Source organism: Halodesulfovibrio sp., assembly GCF_015482765.1.
Classification (GTDB): domain Bacteria; phylum Desulfobacterota; class Desulfovibrionia; order Desulfovibrionales; family Desulfovibrionaceae; genus Halodesulfovibrio.
The window spans coordinates 11,941-32,300 of the sequence record NZ_JADMLB010000016.1; the positions used below are offsets into that span (position 1 = coordinate 11,941).

At 44.4% G+C, this 20,360-nt stretch carries 16 protein-coding genes and 1 pseudogene; 11 read left to right on the top strand and 6 right to left on the bottom strand.

Going from position 1 to position 20,360, the window contains the following annotated elements:
• Positions 1 to 23: 23 nt before the first annotated feature.
• Complete coding sequence (locus QZY95_RS02355) at positions 24 to 1,589, top strand: sigma 54-interacting transcriptional regulator (RefSeq protein ID WP_290918902.1); 1,566 nt, start codon at positions 24 to 26, stop codon at positions 1,587 to 1,589.
• Between the two features lie 120 nt (positions 1,590 to 1,709).
• On the opposite strand, the pseudogene QZY95_RS02360 reads toward QZY95_RS02355, so the two are convergent.
• The 4 genes and pseudogenes from QZY95_RS02360 to QZY95_RS02370 all read right to left on the bottom strand — a co-directional run.
• Positions 1,710 to 2,093, bottom strand: a pseudogene (locus QZY95_RS02360) (peroxiredoxin-like family protein); the annotation flags it as partial.
• Positions 2,094 to 2,105: 12 nt separating this feature from the next.
• Positions 2,106 to 2,360, bottom strand: a complete 255-nt coding sequence (locus QZY95_RS16610; protein WP_365970699.1) for a hypothetical protein — start codon at positions 2,358 to 2,360, stop codon at positions 2,106 to 2,108.
• Between the two features lie 24 nt (positions 2,361 to 2,384).
• Complete coding sequence (locus tag QZY95_RS02365) at positions 2,385 to 3,215, bottom strand: haloacid dehalogenase type II (RefSeq protein WP_290918905.1); 831 nt, start codon at positions 3,213 to 3,215, stop codon at positions 2,385 to 2,387.
• 94 nt (positions 3,216 to 3,309) lie between these two features.
• Positions 3,310 to 5,697 carry a transporter substrate-binding domain-containing protein gene (locus QZY95_RS02370; protein ID WP_290918908.1) on the bottom strand — a complete coding sequence of 796 codons (2,388 nt, stop codon included), beginning with the start codon at positions 5,695 to 5,697 and terminating at the stop codon, positions 3,310 to 3,312.
• A gap of 399 nt (positions 5,698 to 6,096) precedes the next feature.
• Here QZY95_RS02370 and QZY95_RS02375 point away from each other — a divergent pair, with 399 nt between their 5' ends.
• The 5 genes from QZY95_RS02375 (at position 6,097) to QZY95_RS02395 (ending at position 12,291) form a co-directional block, all read left to right on the top strand.
• Positions 6,097 to 7,539 carry a sigma-54 dependent transcriptional regulator gene (locus QZY95_RS02375; protein WP_290918911.1) on the top strand — a complete coding sequence of 481 codons (1,443 nt, stop codon included), beginning with the start codon at positions 6,097 to 6,099 and terminating at the stop codon, positions 7,537 to 7,539.
• A gap of 555 nt (positions 7,540 to 8,094) precedes the next feature.
• A complete protein-coding gene (gene dctP, locus QZY95_RS02380; protein WP_290918913.1) occupies positions 8,095 to 9,120 on the top strand; it encodes a TRAP transporter substrate-binding protein DctP in 1,026 nt (341 codons plus the stop codon).
• Between the two features lie 87 nt (positions 9,121 to 9,207).
• On the top strand, positions 9,208 to 9,741 hold the full coding sequence (locus tag QZY95_RS02385; protein WP_290918916.1) for a TRAP transporter small permease: 534 nt from the start codon (positions 9,208 to 9,210) through the stop codon (positions 9,739 to 9,741).
• Complete coding sequence (locus tag QZY95_RS02390; protein ID WP_290918920.1) at positions 9,742 to 11,043, top strand: TRAP transporter large permease; 1,302 nt, start codon at positions 9,742 to 9,744, stop codon at positions 11,041 to 11,043. It begins immediately after the preceding gene.
• Between the two features lie 12 nt (positions 11,044 to 11,055).
• A complete protein-coding gene (locus QZY95_RS02395; RefSeq protein ID WP_290918923.1) occupies positions 11,056 to 12,291 on the top strand; it encodes an L-serine ammonia-lyase in 1,236 nt (411 codons plus the stop codon).
• A gap of 884 nt (positions 12,292 to 13,175) precedes the next feature.
• Here QZY95_RS02395 and QZY95_RS02400 read toward each other — a convergent pair.
• A complete protein-coding gene (locus QZY95_RS02400) occupies positions 13,176 to 13,859 on the bottom strand; it encodes a carbonic anhydrase (RefSeq protein WP_290918925.1) in 684 nt (227 codons plus the stop codon).
• A gap of 301 nt (positions 13,860 to 14,160) precedes the next feature.
• Positions 14,161 to 16,497 (bottom strand): LPS assembly protein LptD, encoded by a 2,337-nt coding sequence (lptD, locus tag QZY95_RS02405; protein ID WP_290918927.1) that lies wholly within the window; start codon positions 16,495 to 16,497, stop codon positions 14,161 to 14,163.
• A 399-nt stretch (positions 16,498 to 16,896) separates the two neighbouring features.
• Here lptD and rpsF point away from each other — a divergent pair, with 399 nt between their 5' ends.
• The 5 genes from rpsF to QZY95_RS02430 all read left to right on the top strand — a co-directional run bounded on the left by rpsF (position 16,897) and on the right by QZY95_RS02430 (position 20,330).
• A complete protein-coding gene (rpsF, locus tag QZY95_RS02410; protein ID WP_019999352.1) occupies positions 16,897 to 17,190 on the top strand; it encodes a 30S ribosomal protein S6 in 294 nt (97 codons plus the stop codon).
• Position 17,191: 1 nt separating this feature from the next.
• The gene (rpsR, locus tag QZY95_RS02415; protein WP_019999353.1) at positions 17,192 to 17,455 is read left to right on the top strand and encodes a 30S ribosomal protein S18; all 264 of its coding nucleotides are present in this window, start codon (positions 17,192 to 17,194) and stop codon (positions 17,453 to 17,455) included.
• A gap of 10 nt (positions 17,456 to 17,465) precedes the next feature.
• The gene (gene rplI / locus QZY95_RS02420; RefSeq protein ID WP_290918933.1) at positions 17,466 to 17,990 is read left to right on the top strand and encodes a 50S ribosomal protein L9; all 525 of its coding nucleotides are present in this window, start codon (positions 17,466 to 17,468) and stop codon (positions 17,988 to 17,990) included.
• Positions 17,944 to 19,428: a replicative DNA helicase gene (gene dnaB, locus QZY95_RS02425; protein ID WP_290918935.1), complete on the top strand. Its 1,485-nt coding sequence runs from the start codon at positions 17,944 to 17,946 to the stop codon at positions 19,426 to 19,428. The genes rplI and dnaB overlap by 47 nt, the downstream gene beginning before the upstream one ends.
• Positions 19,429 to 19,799: 371 nt before the next feature.
• Positions 19,800 to 20,330, top strand: coding sequence for a hypothetical protein (locus tag QZY95_RS02430; RefSeq protein ID WP_290918937.1), 531 nt, complete (start codon positions 19,800 to 19,802; stop codon positions 20,328 to 20,330).
• The last annotated feature ends 30 nt before the right edge of the window (positions 20,331 to 20,360 follow it).

A 20,360-nucleotide genomic window follows, 5' to 3' on the forward strand; every position in this document is an offset into this window, starting at 1 on the left:
ATATACGACAGAGGGGAGCACGTATGCCGCCGCATAACTTTTTTAGAAACGTAACCAAGATTATTTGCTCAACACTTAATATTCAAAATGCAATTACGGATCTCTATAAGTATCTCTTGGAAAATCTCCCTGTTGATACCATCGCCTACTATATTTATGAGGATGAAAAACGCATTTTGCGGAACATCACCCTTTTGCGTGACGGAACACCCTCACCTATTGCAAACCTGACAATTACAGAAGAAATTCATGAACAAATCATGCTGGACTCTGCTGATGAAGATATCCATGTTGCCTACATAAAAGATTCTGATGAAGGTGAAATATCAAGAGAAATAAGCAAACGACTCGGCATAACAAAATTTTCCGGAGTCATCTGCTACTTACGAATAGATGGGGAACTACTGGGTGTTGCAACGTTTGCCCGTACACAGGCCGATGCATTCTCGGAAGAAGAAATTGCAACTCTGGCATCCTTGAATGATCCGCTTACCATTGGGCTGGTCAATGCCTTACGTTTTGATGAACTCAAGGCCGTAAAAGACCAACTCCAAGATGATAACAAATTCCTTCAACGGGAACTTGCAAAAAAAGCAGGTGAAACAATTATCGGTGCGCGTACTGGACTTAAATCAAGTCTTAATATGCTCACACAGGTAGCGAATACTGATGTTCCAGTCATGCTCCTTGGCGAAACAGGTGTCGGTAAGGAAGTTCTGGCAAACGCCCTGCACCGTATGTCACCAAGACGCGACAAACCGTTTATTACGGTAAACTGTGGTGCGATTCCGGAGTCACTTGTAGACAGCGTCCTTTTCGGACATGAAAAAGGAGCATTTACAGGTGCAGTCCAACAACGCAAAGGTCGTTTTGAACGAGCTAATGGCGGCACACTGCTTCTTGATGAAATTGGTGAACTCCCTCTAGACGCACAGGTACGGTTACTCCGAGTGCTCCAGGAGAAAACTATTGAACGAGTGGGCGGCGATACCGAAATTGCCATTGATGCACGAATTGTCGCCGCAACGCATCGTGATCTTAAAAAGCTTGTTGATGAAGGCAAGTTTCGCGAAGACCTATGGTTCCGTCTCAGTGCATTTCCTGTAGTTATCCCTCCATTGCGAGAACGGCAGCAGGATATCCCACTCCTTCTGGCTCACTTCTTAACAACATTCTCAGCAAAGCTTGGAGTTCAACAGCCGGCAGTTACCCCTGAAGGAATAGAGAATTTGACGAACTACCCTTGGCCGGGGAACGTGCGCGAAATGCACAACGTAGTAGAACGACAAATTATTATGAGCCAAGGCACCCCTCTTGATTTTTCTATATTGCGCTCACCGTCAAACTCAATAGAAAATGATTTGCATCAAGGCGATCTGCCACCCGCCGCAACGCCGGTCTTGCTTACAGAACAAAACGCATTTCCTACGCTAGATGAAGTCACTAAAATGTATATTGAAAAGGCACTTCATCATTGTAACGGAAAAATTGAAGGCACCGATGGAGCAGCTCAATTGCTGGGAGTTAATGCTTCAACTCTTCGGCACAGAATGCGAAAGCTGAACATCGCATTTGGTAAAAAACGATAAAAAAAGCCCCTCAAAAACTTGAGGGGCTTTTTACGATGTCATGAATGAAAAACACAGATTGTTACAGCAATCCGTTGTGCGAGAATTGCCGCTTTTTATCTGTCATACCTCATCCCAAAACTATACGGTTTCGAGCTGGCGTAATATTTCTTCCGGTTCCATTCTGACGGTGTAGTCAGTATCGAGGAACGAATACAAGATGGTTCCGTCAGTATTCACAATGTACACAGCAGGAACTGGTAATTCCCATTTATCATTGCCGTTTGCTTTTTCCAAATCAAGATTAAAACTCTTGTAAACGTCGCGAAGAGCTTCATCGAAAGCAAAAACAATCCCAAATTGACGAGCTACATTGTTATCCGGATCAGTCAGGACTTCAAACGGAATTTCCTTCTTTTCCTCATCAGAAAGTGAATTGTCCGGAACTTCAGGCGAAATAGCAATTAACCGTGCTCCACGAGCTTCAATATCTTTTTGAACTTCGCGCAATGCCTTCAACTGAAGGTTGCAGTACGGTCACCATCCACCGCGATAAAAACAAATCACAACTCGATGTTCTTTTCGCAATGCTTCAAAGCTGACAGCCTCTCCCTGCACATTTTTCAACACAAAATCAGGAGCAACATCACCCGCTTTTTTTGCTCCATCAAGAATATCAGAGGCTTTCAGGTTCTCCGCAGATCGACTCATTACATCCTGTGCTGCCTGCGGTGCCATTTTCTTAAACTCATTCCTGCGCGCATCCAGTTTATCAGCTAATCGTTCAACCATGTGTAATCCCTTTTTACTGTGTGTTTATATTGGGAGAATAACATTCCGACATCGCAACACGTCAAAAAGTTCTGTCAGTGTCTCGACCGTAAACGTCGGCTCAACGCCCCACGGATCAAAAATACTTGCTGAGGAACGACGAATCCAAACTGCTTGCAGTCCGGCTACACGCGCTCCTATTACATCAAATGGATTTGAAGAAATAAGCCATACAGTTTCAAGCTCCGGCTGTAGCAACAAACGATCGTCATCAGCATCATCCATTCCTGCTTCTACATAATGTAAACACTTCGATGGAGCAGACTCAAACAAAGCATCATGGGGTACTTCGCCACGTCCATCCGCATCACGATCTTTCGCACGCCAGCGCCCGATCTGCTCAACCATGTACATGTAGGCAATCCGTGACGGTTTAAACACCTTCACGGCGTCAACACTAATGACATCCTGCAAATACGGCCGAACACCTGCATATGTTAATACAGATTCAACATCATCCTTTACGCCGTTGCTAAAGGCAAAACATGCTGCATCGGTTTCAGCGAATTTAGGGAGAGCTTCTGCTGCATCTGCAAAAGCCGGTAAAGAAAGGTAACGAAGAAAAAGCGCCTCTTTTTCATTGTCCGAAAAAGAAACACCAAATTCTTCGCATGTATACTCAAAGGCATAACGAGTACATTGAGAAAACGGCTGATACCAACGCATCAACCCCATACGAAACGAGTACTCCAGCTGTTTATTCCGCCACTGCTTAGAAAACTGCGCAGTGCGTTCACCAAGTTTATGTTCAAGCAGTGTCTCAACGCCTGAAGTATCAACAAGGGTTCCGTATACATCAAAAACAAGTGTATGCATCTTTGCTCCTGCTTCCGCCTAGCTTATTACTCTTACTAAAAAGAGTATCACAGGAAATTCTAACGCGCGATCCCTTTATCTCCTTTCACGAAAGTTACGATGAACGTCGTAGAAGAATCTGGACAGTGCGGGCGAGCTCTTTCAATTCGAAAGGCTTAAGCAAAACGCTTCGTATACCGCCTTCACCTTCGCTTATAGAGTCAATAGCATCAGAATAACCGGAGCAAAGAATTATTGGAACGTCTGGACGCAATACATGGACAGCCGCGGCAAGTTTATCACCGGTAAGTTTAGGCATAGTCTGATCAGTTACCAGTAAGTCATACTGGTGCGGTGCATTTCGAAAAGCGTCCAATGCTTTTGAAGGGTCATCGAACGTCTCTACTTCATACCCTAAATCCCGCAATGCAGAAGAATAGACGGTTACAAGATCCTGCTCATCATCAACAAGCATAATCCGCCCTTCGCCGCGTGTAATCGGCGCAGTGTTAAAGGAAGTTCCTTCTTGTTCACCACTGCTGTAGGGAAGCAAAATAGTAAAGCGTGTGCCCATACCCTCACTGCTCTCCACCGCAATATGACCGCGCATACTCGTAACAATACCATGAACCATGGAAAGCCCCATGCCAGTGCCTTCCCCTTTTGGTTTTGTTGTAAAAAACGGATCAAAAATTCGCCGGACATTCTGTGCAGAAATTCCTTCCCCTGTATCTTCTACGGTAAGCGATATGTACTTGCCAGATGGCAACCCGGTGAGCTTCGCCTTTTCAACATCAAGCTGTGTACTGCGGGTTCGCAAGGTTAACATTCCGCCATTAGTGCGCATAGCATACCCAGCATTAGTACCGAGGTTCATAACAACCTGATGTAATTGGCTTGCATCAGCCATTACCGTACAGCCATCGGAAAGTTCACTTTTTATGGCAATAGTGGAAGGTAACGAAGACCGTAAAAGCTGCAACACCTCTTCTGCCATCGCAGAAACATCAACAAGCACTTTCTCCGGTTTTCTCCGTCGGGAGAACACAAGAATCTGATGCACCATAGCCCGAGCACGTTCCGCAACCTGCTGAATCCGCTCAAGGTTCACTTGAACACGGCTCCCCTTTTCTACAGCAGGGAGTGCAAGTTCTGCATATCCAGAAATTGCCGCAATAATATTATTGAAGTCGTGAGCAATCCCCCCTGCCAACGTGCCTAGTTCCTCCAGCTTCTGACTCTGCTTAAGATGCTCTTCCATCTTACGCTGCTCTGTCACATCACGAATAAGCTCCACTATGTTGATGAGCTTTCCGGTATCATCAAAAACCGGTGTTGCAGTAACTTCCGCCGAAATCTCTTCACCACTTTTCTTTACGTAAACAGTTTCTCCACGCCAAACACCTCCACTACGCAAAACTCTCCACAAATCTTCAAAAAATTCCTGCGGATGTGCCTTCCCCCGCAGCATGGAAATGTGCCTTCCCAACATTTCTTCTTCTGTATATTGGGTAAGATGCAGCAAAGAGGCATTCACATATTCAAGAATACCATCGGTATCTAAAATAAATATTCCATCTTCAGCTTGATCAAGAGCAGCCAGAAAGCGCGTTCTATCCTGCAATTCGCGTTTCAGCTCTCGAGTTCGCTCATTAACACGCTGCCTGAGCGTTCTGTTCCAAAAGATAATTGCGACAAATGCAAGCAGGGTAAAAGAAGCTACACTGACAACAATGTACCAAATGAACCTGCTGGAAAAGAGTGCAGAAAGATAATCCTGCTGCAAATGCACCCAGCGTTTTAGAATCCGTTCACGTTCCACAGGGGTAATGCTGTCCAATGCTTTCTGTAAAATATCTGCAAAGACGGGCATATCTGAGCGAACTCCCATCCTGTAATACAGGCGGTAATCTGTGTAACCGGCAACACGTAAATTCGTAATCCCTTTATCTTCAATAAAATAACTGGCCTGAGGTAAAGAGATAATTGTGGCATCAATTTCATTAAATGAAACATGTAAGAGTGCAGCTAAATAGTTATACGTAGTCTGAACATGGAGGTTGGGATAAAATTTTTCAACATACGAAAGAACGTCGTAGCCCTTGGGTAAAGCGAGATCCATTTCCTTTTCACTCATAACAGAGAGCGTCAGGGGTTCTTTTTCACTCCTGTTTGCTAAAATTGCAGTCGATAACTCAAGGTACGGGTTGGTAAAGAGCATGAAATCTGTATTAGCAGGGTTTCCGGCAAATGCGGCAATAACATCAACCTTTCGCTGTTCGGCCAGTCGGAGCAGCTCCTGCATATTTGCAGGCTCCACCACCTTAAATTCTATATTAAGATCATCAGCAACCCGATGCATATAGTCAGCAACCATGCCGTGGTACTCACCCTGAGCATCCACAAATTCAAGTGGGCGGGTATCCGGCGTTACAGCCAAAACAATTGGGCGATCCAGCTTTGCAAGCCATTCCCTCTCTGAGTCTGACAAAGGATCTGTCAAACGTGTATTCTCATAAAAATACAAATAGACAGGAAGTGTTGCGCACAAAACAAGCAACAAAAACAGTACAAGATACACCGGATTGGACTTCCGCAAAGAAGAAAATAGCTTACTGATCATAACAATATATTTTGTATAAAGGTTGGTAATACTGCATACTAAAGATCTACAGAGTGTTCTGAATCAAAACCTGTTTTTTTATATTCTTCATTTTTGTCCATTTACTACTAATACCGTATTATATTTGAATCGCTTGATTAATAGAGTCGCCTCGTTTACTAAAATCTGCCCTTGCGGGGTACATATGGTATTTGCAAACATACGTAGAGTATCTTCCACTTCCATATGTTTTTGCATCACCAAAGCGATGCACACCACTTGAGAACAGCTGGAGCCGTGATGTTTCGTATTCTGATAATAGATGATGACCCGAACATTTCCACCATCATATCACAACTGGCAGAAGACAACGGGTATATGCCTGCAACCGCCAGTAACCTTACTGATGGTCTTTCCATTTTGGAAACAGCATCCTTCGACCTTGTTTTTCTGGATGTTCGCCTTCCAGATGGCAGCGGCTTAACAGCACTTCCCCGTATCCGTTCTTCAAAAGGACAACCCGACGTCATCATAATAACCGGCGCGGGAGATCCGGACGGTGCAGAACTTGCGATTCAAAACGGCGCTTGGGACTACATTGAAAAAGGCAGCAGCCTCAAACAGATTACATTCTCCATGGAACGCGCCCTTAAGTTTAGAGAACGCAACAAAGAATGGTCTGAACGTATCATAAAACGAGACTCTCTTATCGGAGACAGTCCCGCTCTTCACTCTGTTCTTGAAAACCTTTCTGTAGCAGCAACAGGTGACGCAAGTGTCCTCATCACTGGTGAAACAGGAACAGGAAAAGAGGTTGTTGCCCGCACAGTTCATGAAAACAGCAACCGTGCTGAAGGGCCTTTTGTTGTGCTCGACTGTGCGTCTATTCCGGAAAACCTTGTAGAAGGTGAACTCTTCGGCCACATTAAAGGCTCTTTCACAGGTGCGACCACATCCCAAAAAGGTGTTATCGAACAAGCTGACGGCGGCACTCTTTTCCTCGACGAAGTCGGTGAACTCCCCCTTCCAACTCAATCTGCATTTTTACGTGTTTTGCAAGAAAAACGATACCGCCCGATCGGATCAACCTCTGAAAAAACAAGTAACTTTCGCCTCGTTGCAGCTACAAATAGAAATCTTGAAAAAATGTGTGAAGAAGGCACATTCCGCACCGACCTCTATTATCGACTGAAGTCATGCTCAATGGAAATTCCCCCGTTGCGTAACAGGCTTGAAGATGTTCCTGCATTAGCAGAATTCCATACAGCCCGTCTTTGCACAAAGTACAACACCTCTCCCAAACAACTCTCTAAAGAGCTTCTTGCCCCCCTCATGCATTATGAATGGCCGGGCAATGTTCGTGAGCTTGTACAGACACTTGAACGTACTATTATGCGTGCAAAAGGTGAACCAACACTTTATCCGGAACACCTGCCTGTAGACATTCGTGCCCGTGCAGCAGGCAAGATGCTGCGCCCTTCTGAGCACGCAGCACCTGAACTGAAAAAGGACGACTCAAGCATTCTTGAACCAGTTCCTGCCGATGTTATCAGTTCACTCTTCAGCGGTGAGTTCCCGTCATTCAAAACATTCCGCACAACCTGCATCGCACAAATCGAAAAAGTCTATCTAGAAAATCTTATTCGTCAGGCAAACGGTTCTATCAAAGAAGCCTGCAAACTTTCCGGTCTTTCACGCACCAGATTATATGTATTGATGAAAGAACACGACATATCCAGATAATGTCCTGTTCACTTTTTATGAACTGTTGTTGTTTCAATATGTTCACTTTTACGAAACATATTGTTTGATTACACAGTTCAGACTTATCCTTCAGCCTCTCCATTCCCTAAAAACTTCTTCTGCCTTTTATTGGCAGCACTCTCTGCATCTGTAGAAAAAATTTTGCAGAACAATTCTCTGAGTGCTCATTCCATTTTCTTTTTTCTCATCTCCCTCTCAACGAGAAGCCTTCATCTAAAACGATGACGAATATAAAAAATGTTTTCTGTTTAAAAACAAGCTGTTAACCAAAAAAACTTTGCATACACCATGTTGTGTCCCGTTTTTATGAACATAAAGCGCATTGTATCCCGCTTTTGTGAACACTTTTTTTATCCTTTTGTTCATTTTTTCAGAGCAAAAAACATCAAAGATGCAGCATCATGCTGGAAAAAAACATTTTTTTTCACATGGCACACTCTACGCAATAAGAGAGCCGTGAGCAGCGATGCTCGCAAGGGAGGAGGGCTCTGAAGCTACTCAGAGTCAGATCAACAAATCTTAGGAGTTACTGTAATGAAACGTTTTGCTGCACTTATGCTTTGTTTTGCAGCTGCACTTGGTCTTACCGCATGTACCGGCGGAGACGATCAGGCAGCAACAAAGAAAAATGAAAAAGTTGTTCTCAAACTTGCTACCCAGCATCCAACCGAGCACATGGCTCAAAAGTCTGCTGAACGCATTAAAGCCCGTGTTGAGAAAGAAACCAACGGCCGTATCGAAGTTAAAATTTACCCTGCCAACCAGCTTGGTGATGCAAGCCAGCTTTACGAAGAAGTTATCCGCGGTTCTATTGATATCGCACACATCACCGTACCGGATCAGTTTGATGCACGTCTCGGTGTAGGCTTCCTTCCATTTATTGCACGCGACTACGAACAGGCTCGTAAAGTATACGATAAAGACGCATTCCTGCCGAAAGAAATGGCTAAAATGCATGACGCTCTCGGCGTTAAATTCCTTGGCTACTACGGTGAAGGTTTCATCGGTGTAGGCACAGTTAAACCTCTTCAGAATGCAAACAAAGCCGGCGTGGAAAAAGGTTTCATGATCCGCGTACCAGGTCTTGATGTATTCAAATTCGGTGCAGAAGAACTCGGTTTCCGTACTTCTTCCCTTCCATACACCGATACCTACTCCGCATTGCAGACCGGCGTTGTTGACGGCTGGCTCGGCGGTCCTCCAAACCTTAACTACCTCGGCTTCCGCGATGTAATTAAGCACTACTACCAGTACAACGTAAACTTTGAGTCTACTCAGTACGTAATGAACAAAAAACTCTTCGCAGGCATGTCTGCAGAAGATCAGAAAATTATCGAATCCGCATTTAGTGACGAATCTCAGAACTCTTTCCTCATGGCTGAAAGCGAAGACGAAATGTACCGCAAAAAGCTTGCTGAAGAAGGTATTGAAGTAATTATGTTCACTACTCAGGAACTTGAGCAGATGGCTGACTATGTTCGCGCAAAAGCATGGCCTCGCCTTGAGAAAAACCTCACTCCTGAGCTGCTCGACGGTATTAAAGCCTCTTACAACAACTAAGACATACCGACTAAGTTCTAACCTTACCCGGCGGTGCGGCGTGCCGCACCGCCGACTTTTTTCTGAGTAGTTCAAGGGATAATTACGATGAATACATCTTTGAAAAATGCACTAAGCATTCCATGGAAAGGACTTGGACTTTTCCAAAAAACCATTATGGCATCTACCAGCATCATTATTGTTGGGATGATCTGCTACACCATCGTCGTCCGATATGTTTTCGGCTCTGACTTCTACGGTTCAGAAGAACTTATTTCCATGCTGGCTTTCTGGCTCTACTTTATGGGCGCTGCACAGGGAAGCCGCGAAAAAAGCCAAATTTCTGCCGACCTGCTCTCTTGCTACATAAAAAATGATCGCACTCGTGGCGCAGTTCTGCTGTTCAAAGACGCCATAACCTGCGGCATCTGTCTTCTGTTCACGTTCTGGGCACTGCAGTTTGTTTCATGGGCTCTGGTCATGAATCCAAAGTCTCCGGTTTTCCGTCTGCCAATGCTTATTCCTCAAGCTGCTGTCGGGCTGGGTTTTGTTCTCATGTCTTTGTACCACGTTACATACTTTGTACAGGATCTTATCGCCTACGTTAAAGGTGAACGATTCGGCTGCACGGGGGATTTTTAAATGTCTATCACAATTGCAATTGCAATCGGCATTCTGGTTTTCACCCTTTTCATCGGTGTACCAATTCCGTTTGCGTTCTTCAGTTCTGCTGCATATCTAATTTTTCAAGGCGGCTATGACCCTAGCTTCTTGCTGCCTTACGGTTTCGCTAAAATGAACTCCGTTGTTCTGCTCACTATTCCGCTCTTTATTATGGCGGGCGGAGTTATGGACAAAGGAGGAATCGGTGACAAACTTATCGACGTTGTAGACGTTATTGCCGGTCGCATCCGCGGCGGTCTCGGCGTTGTATGCGTTATCACCTGTGCAATTTTCGGTGCAGTATCCGGTTCTTCATCCGCAACAGTTTCCTGCATCGGCTCCATCATGATGCCTAAGCTTAAACGCGCCGGCTATCCTACCGGACATGCTGCGGCGCTCCTCGCAAGTTCAGGTGTACTCGGTATCCTCATTCCGCCTTCCATGCTGATGATTCTTTACGCATGGATGGGAAACCAGTCCGTCCTTGCCTGCTTCCTCGCAGCATTTGTTCCGGGTGTGATTCTTACTACGCTTCTTAGTCTCGTTAACCTGTACATGTTGCGTAACAACAAAAATATTCAAGTTGCAGACCATGGCGACTTTGTTACCACAAGTAAGCTTTTCGTAAAAAAAGGCGCTAAAGCTTCTCCTGCTCTGATGATGCCTGTAATTATCCTCGGCGGTATTTACGGCGGTATTATGACACCAACTGAAGCGGCTGCGGCTGCGGTTCTTTATGCTATTCCAGTAGCACTTTTCGTATACCGCGGACTGAAAGCACGTGACCTTATGAAGACACTTATTGAATCTGCCACAACCACCGGTGTTATTATGGCAATGACATTTGCGGTTATGATTCTTTCCCGTCTGTACATTATGGAAGACCTGCCGTCTCAGGTAATGGCTGTGTTAACCTCTGTCTCCGAAAACAAGTACGTCATTCTTATGATGATCAACGTCTTCATGCTTATCATGGGTATGCTTATGGACGACGTTTCCGGCGTACTTCTTGGCACACCGTTGTTATTGCCTCTGGTAACTCAGCTGGGTGTTGATCCAATTCACTTTGCAGCCATCATGGGTGTTAACCTCGGGATGGGTAACGTAACCCCGCCGACAGCGCCTCTGCTTTACCTTTCCGGACGTATCTCCGGCGCACGGGTAAACACCATGCTGAAGCCGACCATCATACTTATTCTGTTTGCATGGCTGCCGACCCTGCTCATTACAACATACATTCCTGAAGTTTCCCTCTGGCTTGTAAACCTTGCTATGGGATAAGGAGAACTTCATATGCAGAGTATCAAAGAACTTTACCGTATAGGTCTTGGTCCTTCCTCTTCGCACACAATGGGACCCAAATTTGCCGCAGAGCGTTTTCTTGCTGCACATCCCAATGCTGCAAGCTTCAGAGTCCACCTGTTTGAAAGTATGGGTGCCACTGGCAAAGGGCACCTCACAGACTGGGCTATTCTGCAAGTTCTCGGTGATGAAAAGACAGAGATCGTATGGCGCCCGGAGGACAAGCTTCCTGACCATCCGAACGGAATGCTCTTTGAGGCTCTGGACGCTGATGGAAATGTTATCGCGGATTACACCGTCTACTCAGTCGGTGGCGGTGCATTACGCGAACCCGGTACACAAGGTGAAGCAACAGCACCTGTCTATGGTTTGACAACAATGGCTTCTATTATGAAGCACTGTTCAGACTCAGGGCTCACCTACTGGGAATACGTTGAACATTGTGAAGGCCCCGAGATATGGGATTTCCTTAAAGAAGTGTGGACAGTTATGTCCGCATCTATTGAAAACGGACTCTCAAATCAAGGTGTCCTTCCGGGCTCCATCGGTCTTCGTCGTCAAGCATGGAACTATTTGAAAAAAAGTAAACTTGCCGGAAAAGTTCTTCAACAGACCGGACTGGTAACAGCCTATGCGCTGGCAGTTTCAGAAGAAAATGCAGGTGGTGGAACAATTGTAACGGCACCTACATGTGGATCATGCGGAATTGTTCCGGCCGTACTTCGCTACCTTCAAGAGCAACATGACGCGACAGAAACAGACATCCTTCGTGCCCTTGCAACAGCAGCACTCTTTGGAAACGTCATCAAACACAATGGTTCCATTTCCGGTGCTGAGGTTGGATGTCAGGGGGAAGTGGGTTCTGCCTGCTCCATGGCAGCTGCAGCTGCAACGCAGCTTCTGGGGGGATCAATCAAACAGATTGAGTACGCTGCAGAAATGGGGTTGGAACATCACTTAGGACTCACATGTGACCCTGTTGACGGCCTTGTTCAAATTCCTTGCATTGAACGAAACGCATGCGCAGCAACACGCGCAATCTCTCTTGCGGAAATGACGCTCTTCTCAGACGGCTCCCATCATATTCCGTTTGATGAAGTGGTGGCAGTTATGACCAAAACGGGTCATGACCTCCCGAGTCTCTACCGTGAAACATCAACCGGAGGCCTTGCGGTCGCATATGCAGACAGAAAGTCATGCGGCGGCTGTACAGCCTGCGGATCATAAGGGACCCCTCTTACGCTTACAGAGTCCTGTGAGGCGTGCAGTACGTTTCAATTGTTCATCCCTATTGAAGCAACACCACCCACAAGGTTGCTGCACCAAAGAGACTCTGTCAGCCTAAGACATATAGAGCACGTGAAGGCGCCATCGGAATCATCCGTCCGATGGCGCCTTCACACTTTTAACAAAAATGAATGAGACCGGTGATGGTTCACCGGTCTCCCCCATTGGCTCACTCTACGTTGCGAGAAGAGTTAGCTTTCAGCCCCTTGCATGGGCATGATTTACCATCAGTACAAACATGCACCGATAAAATTTTTGACTGCCTGAATAACTAGGCTGCTCCTCTAAAACGCAATGTTAGAAGAGTTCAACTTTTGATTTGGTACCACCCACAAAAGTTAATAAAATCCAGACAGACAAATTTGTTCAAATAAACAAAATGAAAATTTAATAGAAATCAATTTTTATTCAAAAATGTCATTTCTTCTGTAGATTTTGTTTAGCCTTATCCTTTTAGGTTAGTCAACACCTTCGAATACTAGTTTTTAATGGAAAAACACCTTTCATTTTTCTCAAACAAAAACAAATAGATCTTAATGCTTTGTTTTTAATAAGAAAACAAAGAGCAAAGACCCTCTCTTTGTAAATTAACTTTTTTGTAATTTATTTTCTAACACGCAAAAAAGCCCACAGAATGTGGGCTTTTTCTTTTTGGCAACCTACTGACAGAGCATTTCAGAAAATGAATTGCCTATCATACTTTGTGTTGTATTTATCTACTGTCGAAGCTGAATTACACCCTGTAAAAAAGTCTAACTCAACGCTGGAGAATCCAATAGCTGTGTGAACAAATGAGTTCGTTGATTCTCTACAAACGACACTGGCTATTTTTTGTTATTGTCCAACTCACTCTGAACATTTGCAAAGACCTGAGTAACATTCTTCTCATCAAGCCAATGCACGGAACCAGTATGCAAGTCGTAAACACCGCCGGCAATTTTAACATCACCATTGACGAATTTGTCACGAATAAGTTTGCTTTGCATAAATAAGTCATGCAGTCCCTGCCAAATATTCTGTTCAACAGAAGCCTCAAGAACCGTTTGTCCTTTTAAGTCTTCTTCGCGATTCAAAACATTAACAACAGCAGGCTTAATCTTTGCAATAATAGCATTAATACTTGGAGTGAGCTCGTCTTTGCAACCATACAATTTATCAATAGTTGTTTGTACAGCGCCACAATTCGTATGCCCGAGAATAACTAATAAAGGAGTTTCTACAACCCCTACGCCGTATTCTACAGAACCTGTTTGCTCAACGCCGATGACGTTACCGGCAGCACGGACAACAAACGTGTCCATTATTCCGACATCGAAGATACGTTCAACAGGTACTCGGGAGTCAGAACAGGCAACAACTGTTGCAATCGCATGGTAGTTCTGATCAAGCTCCTTAGCCATAATAGTTTGCTCATAGCTCGAGCGCGGGTGTGCAGATTCGTTAGTAACGAACCGTTTGTTCCCCTCTTGCAAGGCCTTGAGCGCGCTTTCTGGAGTTCTATCGCGCATATTCGCCCTCGCTTCATTTATTGTGAGACACATCAAACAACAAATTGCCAATATATAACACACTGTCTTTTGCATACATCCCTCACGCTTCATTATTGATGATATCAAAAGCTACCCTTCGTGCAAAAGAGAAGCAAAAGATTCAACGTAACCAAGCTGTAGTATGCAAAACTTTGAAGTGATACCCTCATGATTAACAGTACGCAACTGCTAACTACTCATTTGGCTAATTTGTTGTATGCCTATGGACACAAAAAAAGCGTCCTTCAGTTGAAGGACGCTTTGCTAAGTTTCTATACACTTAGAAAGTGAGCCCCGGTAATTCCAGATACACCTTGTAGCTGTCATCAAACGGTGTAAACTTTGCTTTGAAAATCAATCTAAAACATTGATGGTTATAAATCAAAGAATAACTTTGCTCATAAGCTTCTTTTTTCTCAAAATCGTATTCGTAGTATGCTTCAAAATTAATAGGATCAAAGAATTCAACAGTTAAGCGGTTTTTCCAAACATTCAGATCTGTAAGACCTGTCCCTGCGTATTCTTTGTTTTTATCAAGATTACTTCTGAAATCAACACCAGTACTAAACGCACCGTATGTCGGAGCAGTTAACTTCAACGTATGGTCATGACGGTTAATCTGGCTATCATAGTATGAGTAAAACGTACGAGAGGTAAATGTAATATTGGTCCAAGGGTAGAAACGAAGCTCACCTTCAAGATCTTTCCACGGACGACGCTCAAAACGTTCACCTTCAATAAGCTTGTCTTCATCACGTTTGTTTTCTTCGAAGTCATAAGACTGAAGAATTCTAAACCAAAGCAATTCTCCGTAAGTAGTAGCAATTGAAGGATCGATACCCTTTTCTTCATTGCCAGCAATTACTGCTGCACGCTTTCTTGTAAGAAGATTTACAAGAGAAACGGTAAGCTCATCTTCATTGCCCAATCTATCAACATAATCATAGTACGGAGTATCACTTAAGCTACTACCGGAGACATGACGATACTCAAACCGTGGCTGAATAGCATGTTTAATTCCAAGCGTTTCTACTTCACCTACATTTTCTTCTGTAGCTGCAAGTGTCTGCTCGTATGAATAGACTCTTGCCAGTTCAGTATAGCCGGACACACCAAATTTAAAGAGAGTTCGAGAAGTACGGCTGTCATCGCCATTAGCAGAGGTTAACGGCTCTTTTTCAGCAGTATTATACCAAATCTGCTGCATACCCACTTCTGGAGTGATTGTTCCGTAAGAACTCACCAAAGGCAGTCCAAGAACCGGTGTAATATCTGTTCGGTTCCCATCTGTACCTTTGCGACGAGCAAACTGTACAGACTGAAAATCTGCATTCAACGTAAATGGTACCTGTTCAAGTCCCGGAATTCTATTCTTAAAGTAGTACGCGTTAAATTCAGGTAAACGCTGTAAAGTTTCATCTTCAGAGTGCTTTTCATTACCATGACCAAGGGCTGAGTTTTGGTTGTATTCACCAAGCAAAGCAATACCAAGACGGTTCCAGTCACGGGTTACAAGCAAGCGAGAAGTTCTAAGGGGATCACTACGATCATTTAAAGAACGGCCAAACCGTTCTTCCAACGCATCCTGAGAATCATCGAAACCAGCGATAGTAGAGTTAAACTCCCTAAGCATATCCTGATCAGAAACGTAATCAATATCGGCTTTAAATTTCCAACGTGGATCCGGTAGCTCACCGTTAATCATACCACGAGCCCAGTACCGGTTCTCGTTAGTACGGAAAAGGTTGTCATAGCCAAAATCGCTGGCTTGTTGCTCTGTAGTTACAGTCTTCGCATCATGCAACCAGTCTGCACGCATCCAAACCTGATTTTCAGCAGAAGTGCGAGAACGGAATTCCACCCCCGGCATGAAACCACGTTTACTCATATATTGAGCATAGAAGGTCATGTCCCGTTCTTGGTCTATTGCCCAAAAGTAAGGCTGTGCAAACCAGAAGCCAAGACGGGAGGTGCTACCAAAGTCGGGACGAAGGAAACCTGATTCACGGCGAGTTTTAATCGGAAGAACAAAATAAGGTACGCCAAAAACAGGAACATCTTTAATTTGAACATCAGCACCTTTAATGACTGCATACCCTTCAAGCTCAAGGGTAGCCTCTGATGTATCCAAAGACCACGCAGGTCTGTCACCGTCACATACGGTAATTTTTGCATTATTAAATGTGTACGAGTCGCCCCAGTTTTTTTCAATCCGTTCACCCGTAAAGTAAACGTGAGGACCGGCAACAAACACCTTTCCGTTTTTCATCCAACCAATTTTTTTACCAAGATCAAACTCGGCAGTTTCGGCAGATAAATTATCATTATTCATGAACACTTCAACATTACCGGACAAATAGACCCAGTTTGTCGCCGCGTAATACCGGGCAAAATCGGCTTTAAGGTAGTCCTTCCCTTGTTTCAGGACGACATCCCCTTCTGCTTCAATGACTTCTGCGTCATTAAGCGTTGATACTTTCTGTGCGGACAACTGCCATTCAACAGCTTCCTGATCTTCATTTGTCGCTGTAAGCGTTGCACTCTCGGCCGTGACAGCCAACATAGTGAAGACACATACAAAAAAGACTACAACTGCTTTGCGAAGCGATAATAACATACATTTTTCCCAACGATTTCAGATAGAAAACTAGAACTTTTTAACAACGTAAAATGAGACTACGTACAACAGCATTAACGCTATACCACAGCTTAACATGCAGGGAAAGCATATAAAATAAGCGATATACCCACCAAAGTCGCGCGTCCCAACGCAAATACGTCTCTTTAGATTTCTTTATGCAATGCTGTAGTTTGTAAGACTTTTTTAAAAACACGATTTTCAAAAAAGCTAGCAACACAAATTCTCACACACATCGGGTGACAAATATACTCCTGTCTGCTATCTTCCATGCACAGTTTTATATTGACAGAAGCATTCTACTGCTTTATTAACCCTCGTTCTGCCTTGCTCACCCTTTTGTAGATGGGCGGGCCAACAGTCCATAAGGAGATTGGAATGAGAAAATTCGAAACACTTTTGCTTCTCTCCCCAGAGTTAGCAAGTGATGCTCGCGAAGAATTGCTGAGCACTCTTACTGGTGTTATCGAGCGCGTTGAAGGCAACGTACTCGAAGCTGACCACTGGGGCATGCGTGACCTCGCATACCCAGTACAGAAATTTATGCGCGGCTACTACGTTCGTCTTGAGTTTGAAGCTCCTGGCACCGCTGTTGCCGAACTTGAGCGTATCATCCGTATTACAGATGGTATCTTCAAGTACGTAACTGTTAAGCTTGAGGAGGCAAAATAAGATGGCTTTTAAAAGACGTTTTACTCCACGCCGTAAATTCTGCCGCTTCTGTGCAGATAAAGATCTTCCATTGAACTACAAGCGTCCGGACATCCTCCGTGATTTTATCACCGAACGTGGTAAAATTATCGCTCGTCGTATCACTGGCACATGTGCTTTCCACCAGCGTGCTCTCACTCGTGAGATCAAACGCTCCCGTCAGATGGCACTTCTCGTGTTCACTTCCACTCACGCAAGTGAAGTGAAAAAGAAAAGTACTTTATAGGAGATTGGTCATGAAACTTATTCTCCGTGCTGACGTAGAGAACCTTGGCGTTCTTGGCGATATTGTAGAAGTTAAAGCTGGCTACGGTCGTAACTACCTCGTACCTCAGGGTCTTGCTATGGTTGCAACTGCATCTAACATGAAAGTTTTTGAGCTCGAGCGTAAAAAACTTACTGACAAGATGGAAAAAGTTCGTAGCGAAGCTCAGTCTCTGGCAGAAAAACTGGAAGCAGCTGAAGTTATCATCGAAGTTCGTGTTGGTGAAAACGACAAGCTCTACGGTTCTGTTACCGCAAGCAACATCGCTGATGCTCTTGCAGCTCTCGATCTCGAAGTAGATCGTCGTCGCATCCTCCTCGACGCTCCTATCCGCGTTCTTGGCGAATACACTGTACGTGTACGCCTCCACGCTGGTGTTGTAGCTGAAGTTAAGGTTGCAGTTAATGCTGAAGGCCGCATCATCGAAGAAGAAGCTCCTGTAGAAGAAAATGACGCAGAATCCACCGTGGAATCCGCAGAAGAATCCGCAGAATAGCTTTAATGCCGATACCTTCGCCCATCAGGGCGAAGGTTCGGTTTCCGATGCATTTGAAAATGTATCGGACGAATTGCTGCGCAATGTTCCCCCCCACAGCATCGAAGCAGAGCAGGCTGTGCTTGGGGGTATTTTTTTGCGTGCGGATGCGCTCAATACTCTTGTAGACATCGTTACAGAAGACGATTTCTATGCCCCTGCCCATAAAATACTTTTCGGCGCCATGATGGAGCTGCACAGACAAAGTATTGCCGTTGACCCTGTTACCATCGGTCAGTACCTGCGCGATAAAAGCCTTCTGGAACAAGTAGGTGGCGCGGTTTACATCGGCGAACTTGTAAACTCCATCATCAGTGCAGCAAACGCTGAACACTACGCCAAAATTGTTCGAGATAAATCCCTCCAGCGAAGCCTTATTGAGTCCTGTTCAGACATAATCGGCAAATGCTACGATCAGGGAACAGAGGTAGACAAGCTTCTGGATGAATCCGAACAATCTATTTTCGCAATTTCTGAGCGAACCTCCGGTCAAACTTTTATTGATTCAAAAACACTCATTAACCGAGTGTTTGACCAGCTTTCTATCCGTATCGATAGTAAAGATCTCGTAACCGGTGTTACGACTGGTTTTTATAACCTCGACAAAATGACCGCAGGCTTGCAGCCTACCGACCTTATTATTATCGCGGCCCGCCCTTCCATGGGTAAAACGGCGTTTACGCTGAACCTTGCTGTTAACGCAGCACTGGAAGGTAACACCCCTGTTGTATTCTATTCTCTTGAAATGGGTATGGAACAGCTCATGGTGCGTATGCTGGCAACCGTTGCCGGTGTAGACATGAACAAACTGAGAACAGGTCGCGGAATCGATAATGACGACTGGGGTCGACTGCATTACGCAGCTGACGTTCTGGGCAAGGCTCCAATTTACATTGACGATACACCATCGCTCTCTACCTTGGATCTACGAGCTCGTACTCGTCGTCTGAAAGCAGAAAAAAATATCGGAATGGTTGTTGTAGACTACTTGCAGCTCATGCGCTCAAGCCGCAAAACCGATTCCCGTGAACTTGAAATTTCTGATATTTCTCGAAACCTCAAAGCATTGGCGAAAGAGCTTAACATACCTGTTGTTGCACTTTCACAGCTCAACCGTAAGGTTGAAGAGCGTGCCGACAAACGCCCAATGCTTTCTGACCTTCGTGAATCCGGTGCGATTGAGCAGGATGCTGACGTCATCATGTTTATTTACCGTGATGCCGTATACAATAAAAAAGAAGACCGAGCAGAAATACACTCTGCAGAAATCATTATCGGCAAACAGCGTAACGGCTCTGTCGGTACAGCTCAGCTTCAGTACAACGGCCAATTTACACGTTTTGAAAACCCTACAGACTTATATCCTTCTGAGGAAATCCCAGAAGATGCAGGAATGTAGTAATAATTTTCTCCTCCTTTAAAAAACTAAAAGATACAGACCAAACGGTCAGCACAACAATGTGCTGACCGTTTTCTTTTCATTAAATAAGTAAATAGTTATTTTATGTGTTGTTGTCACACGCTATATTCTGAACTATTACAACATATGCACTGTCTATTTTAAAAACCAAGTAGGCTTATCAATAAGAGCCACACACTTAACAAAGCAATTACATCATGTATGCCATAAAAGAACTCTACGCATTATTAACAATATCCACCCTCATATCTTCATGCGTGCTGTTTCATTTTATTTCAACCAAATTCTCTTCTCGAAGCTTACAACTCTGGACAGTCGGAATGTTTGTGCTTTTTACAGGACAAATGCTTATGACACTTCGAGGATATGTTCCCTTTTATATCTCAATAATTGCAGGCAACACGCTTTCTTTATTTGGACTTATGCTTTTCTGGCTCGGAATCCGTCTTTATTCCAATGCTCAAATACATTGGAAAAATTACGCACTTATGCTTGCCTGCATTCTCTGTGCAATCTACTTCCTCTACTGGTTTTCCGCAGTAAAATTCAATGTTGCAGCTAGAATCGTTACTATGAACCTTTTGGTTCTTCCTTTCAGTACGATGATTGGCTACACACTGATTTACTCTAGCGCCCCAAGTCGGCCTGCCCTCGTTTTTGGAATAGTAAATATAGGGACAACTCTCTCCTCAATCATTCGAATCCTGACAGTACTCATCTCCCCGCAACACCAATCTTTCTTCATGTCAGGATGGCAAACAGGGATTCACACCCTCTGGATGATAGGATATATCATTACTGCAGCGATCACTTTTCCACTTTTGGCTCTCCACAAACAAAAAAAGGCTGTACTTACGAAGAGTTACTCGCACACATTATAAATTTATACCGAATATAATTCAAAATTATAG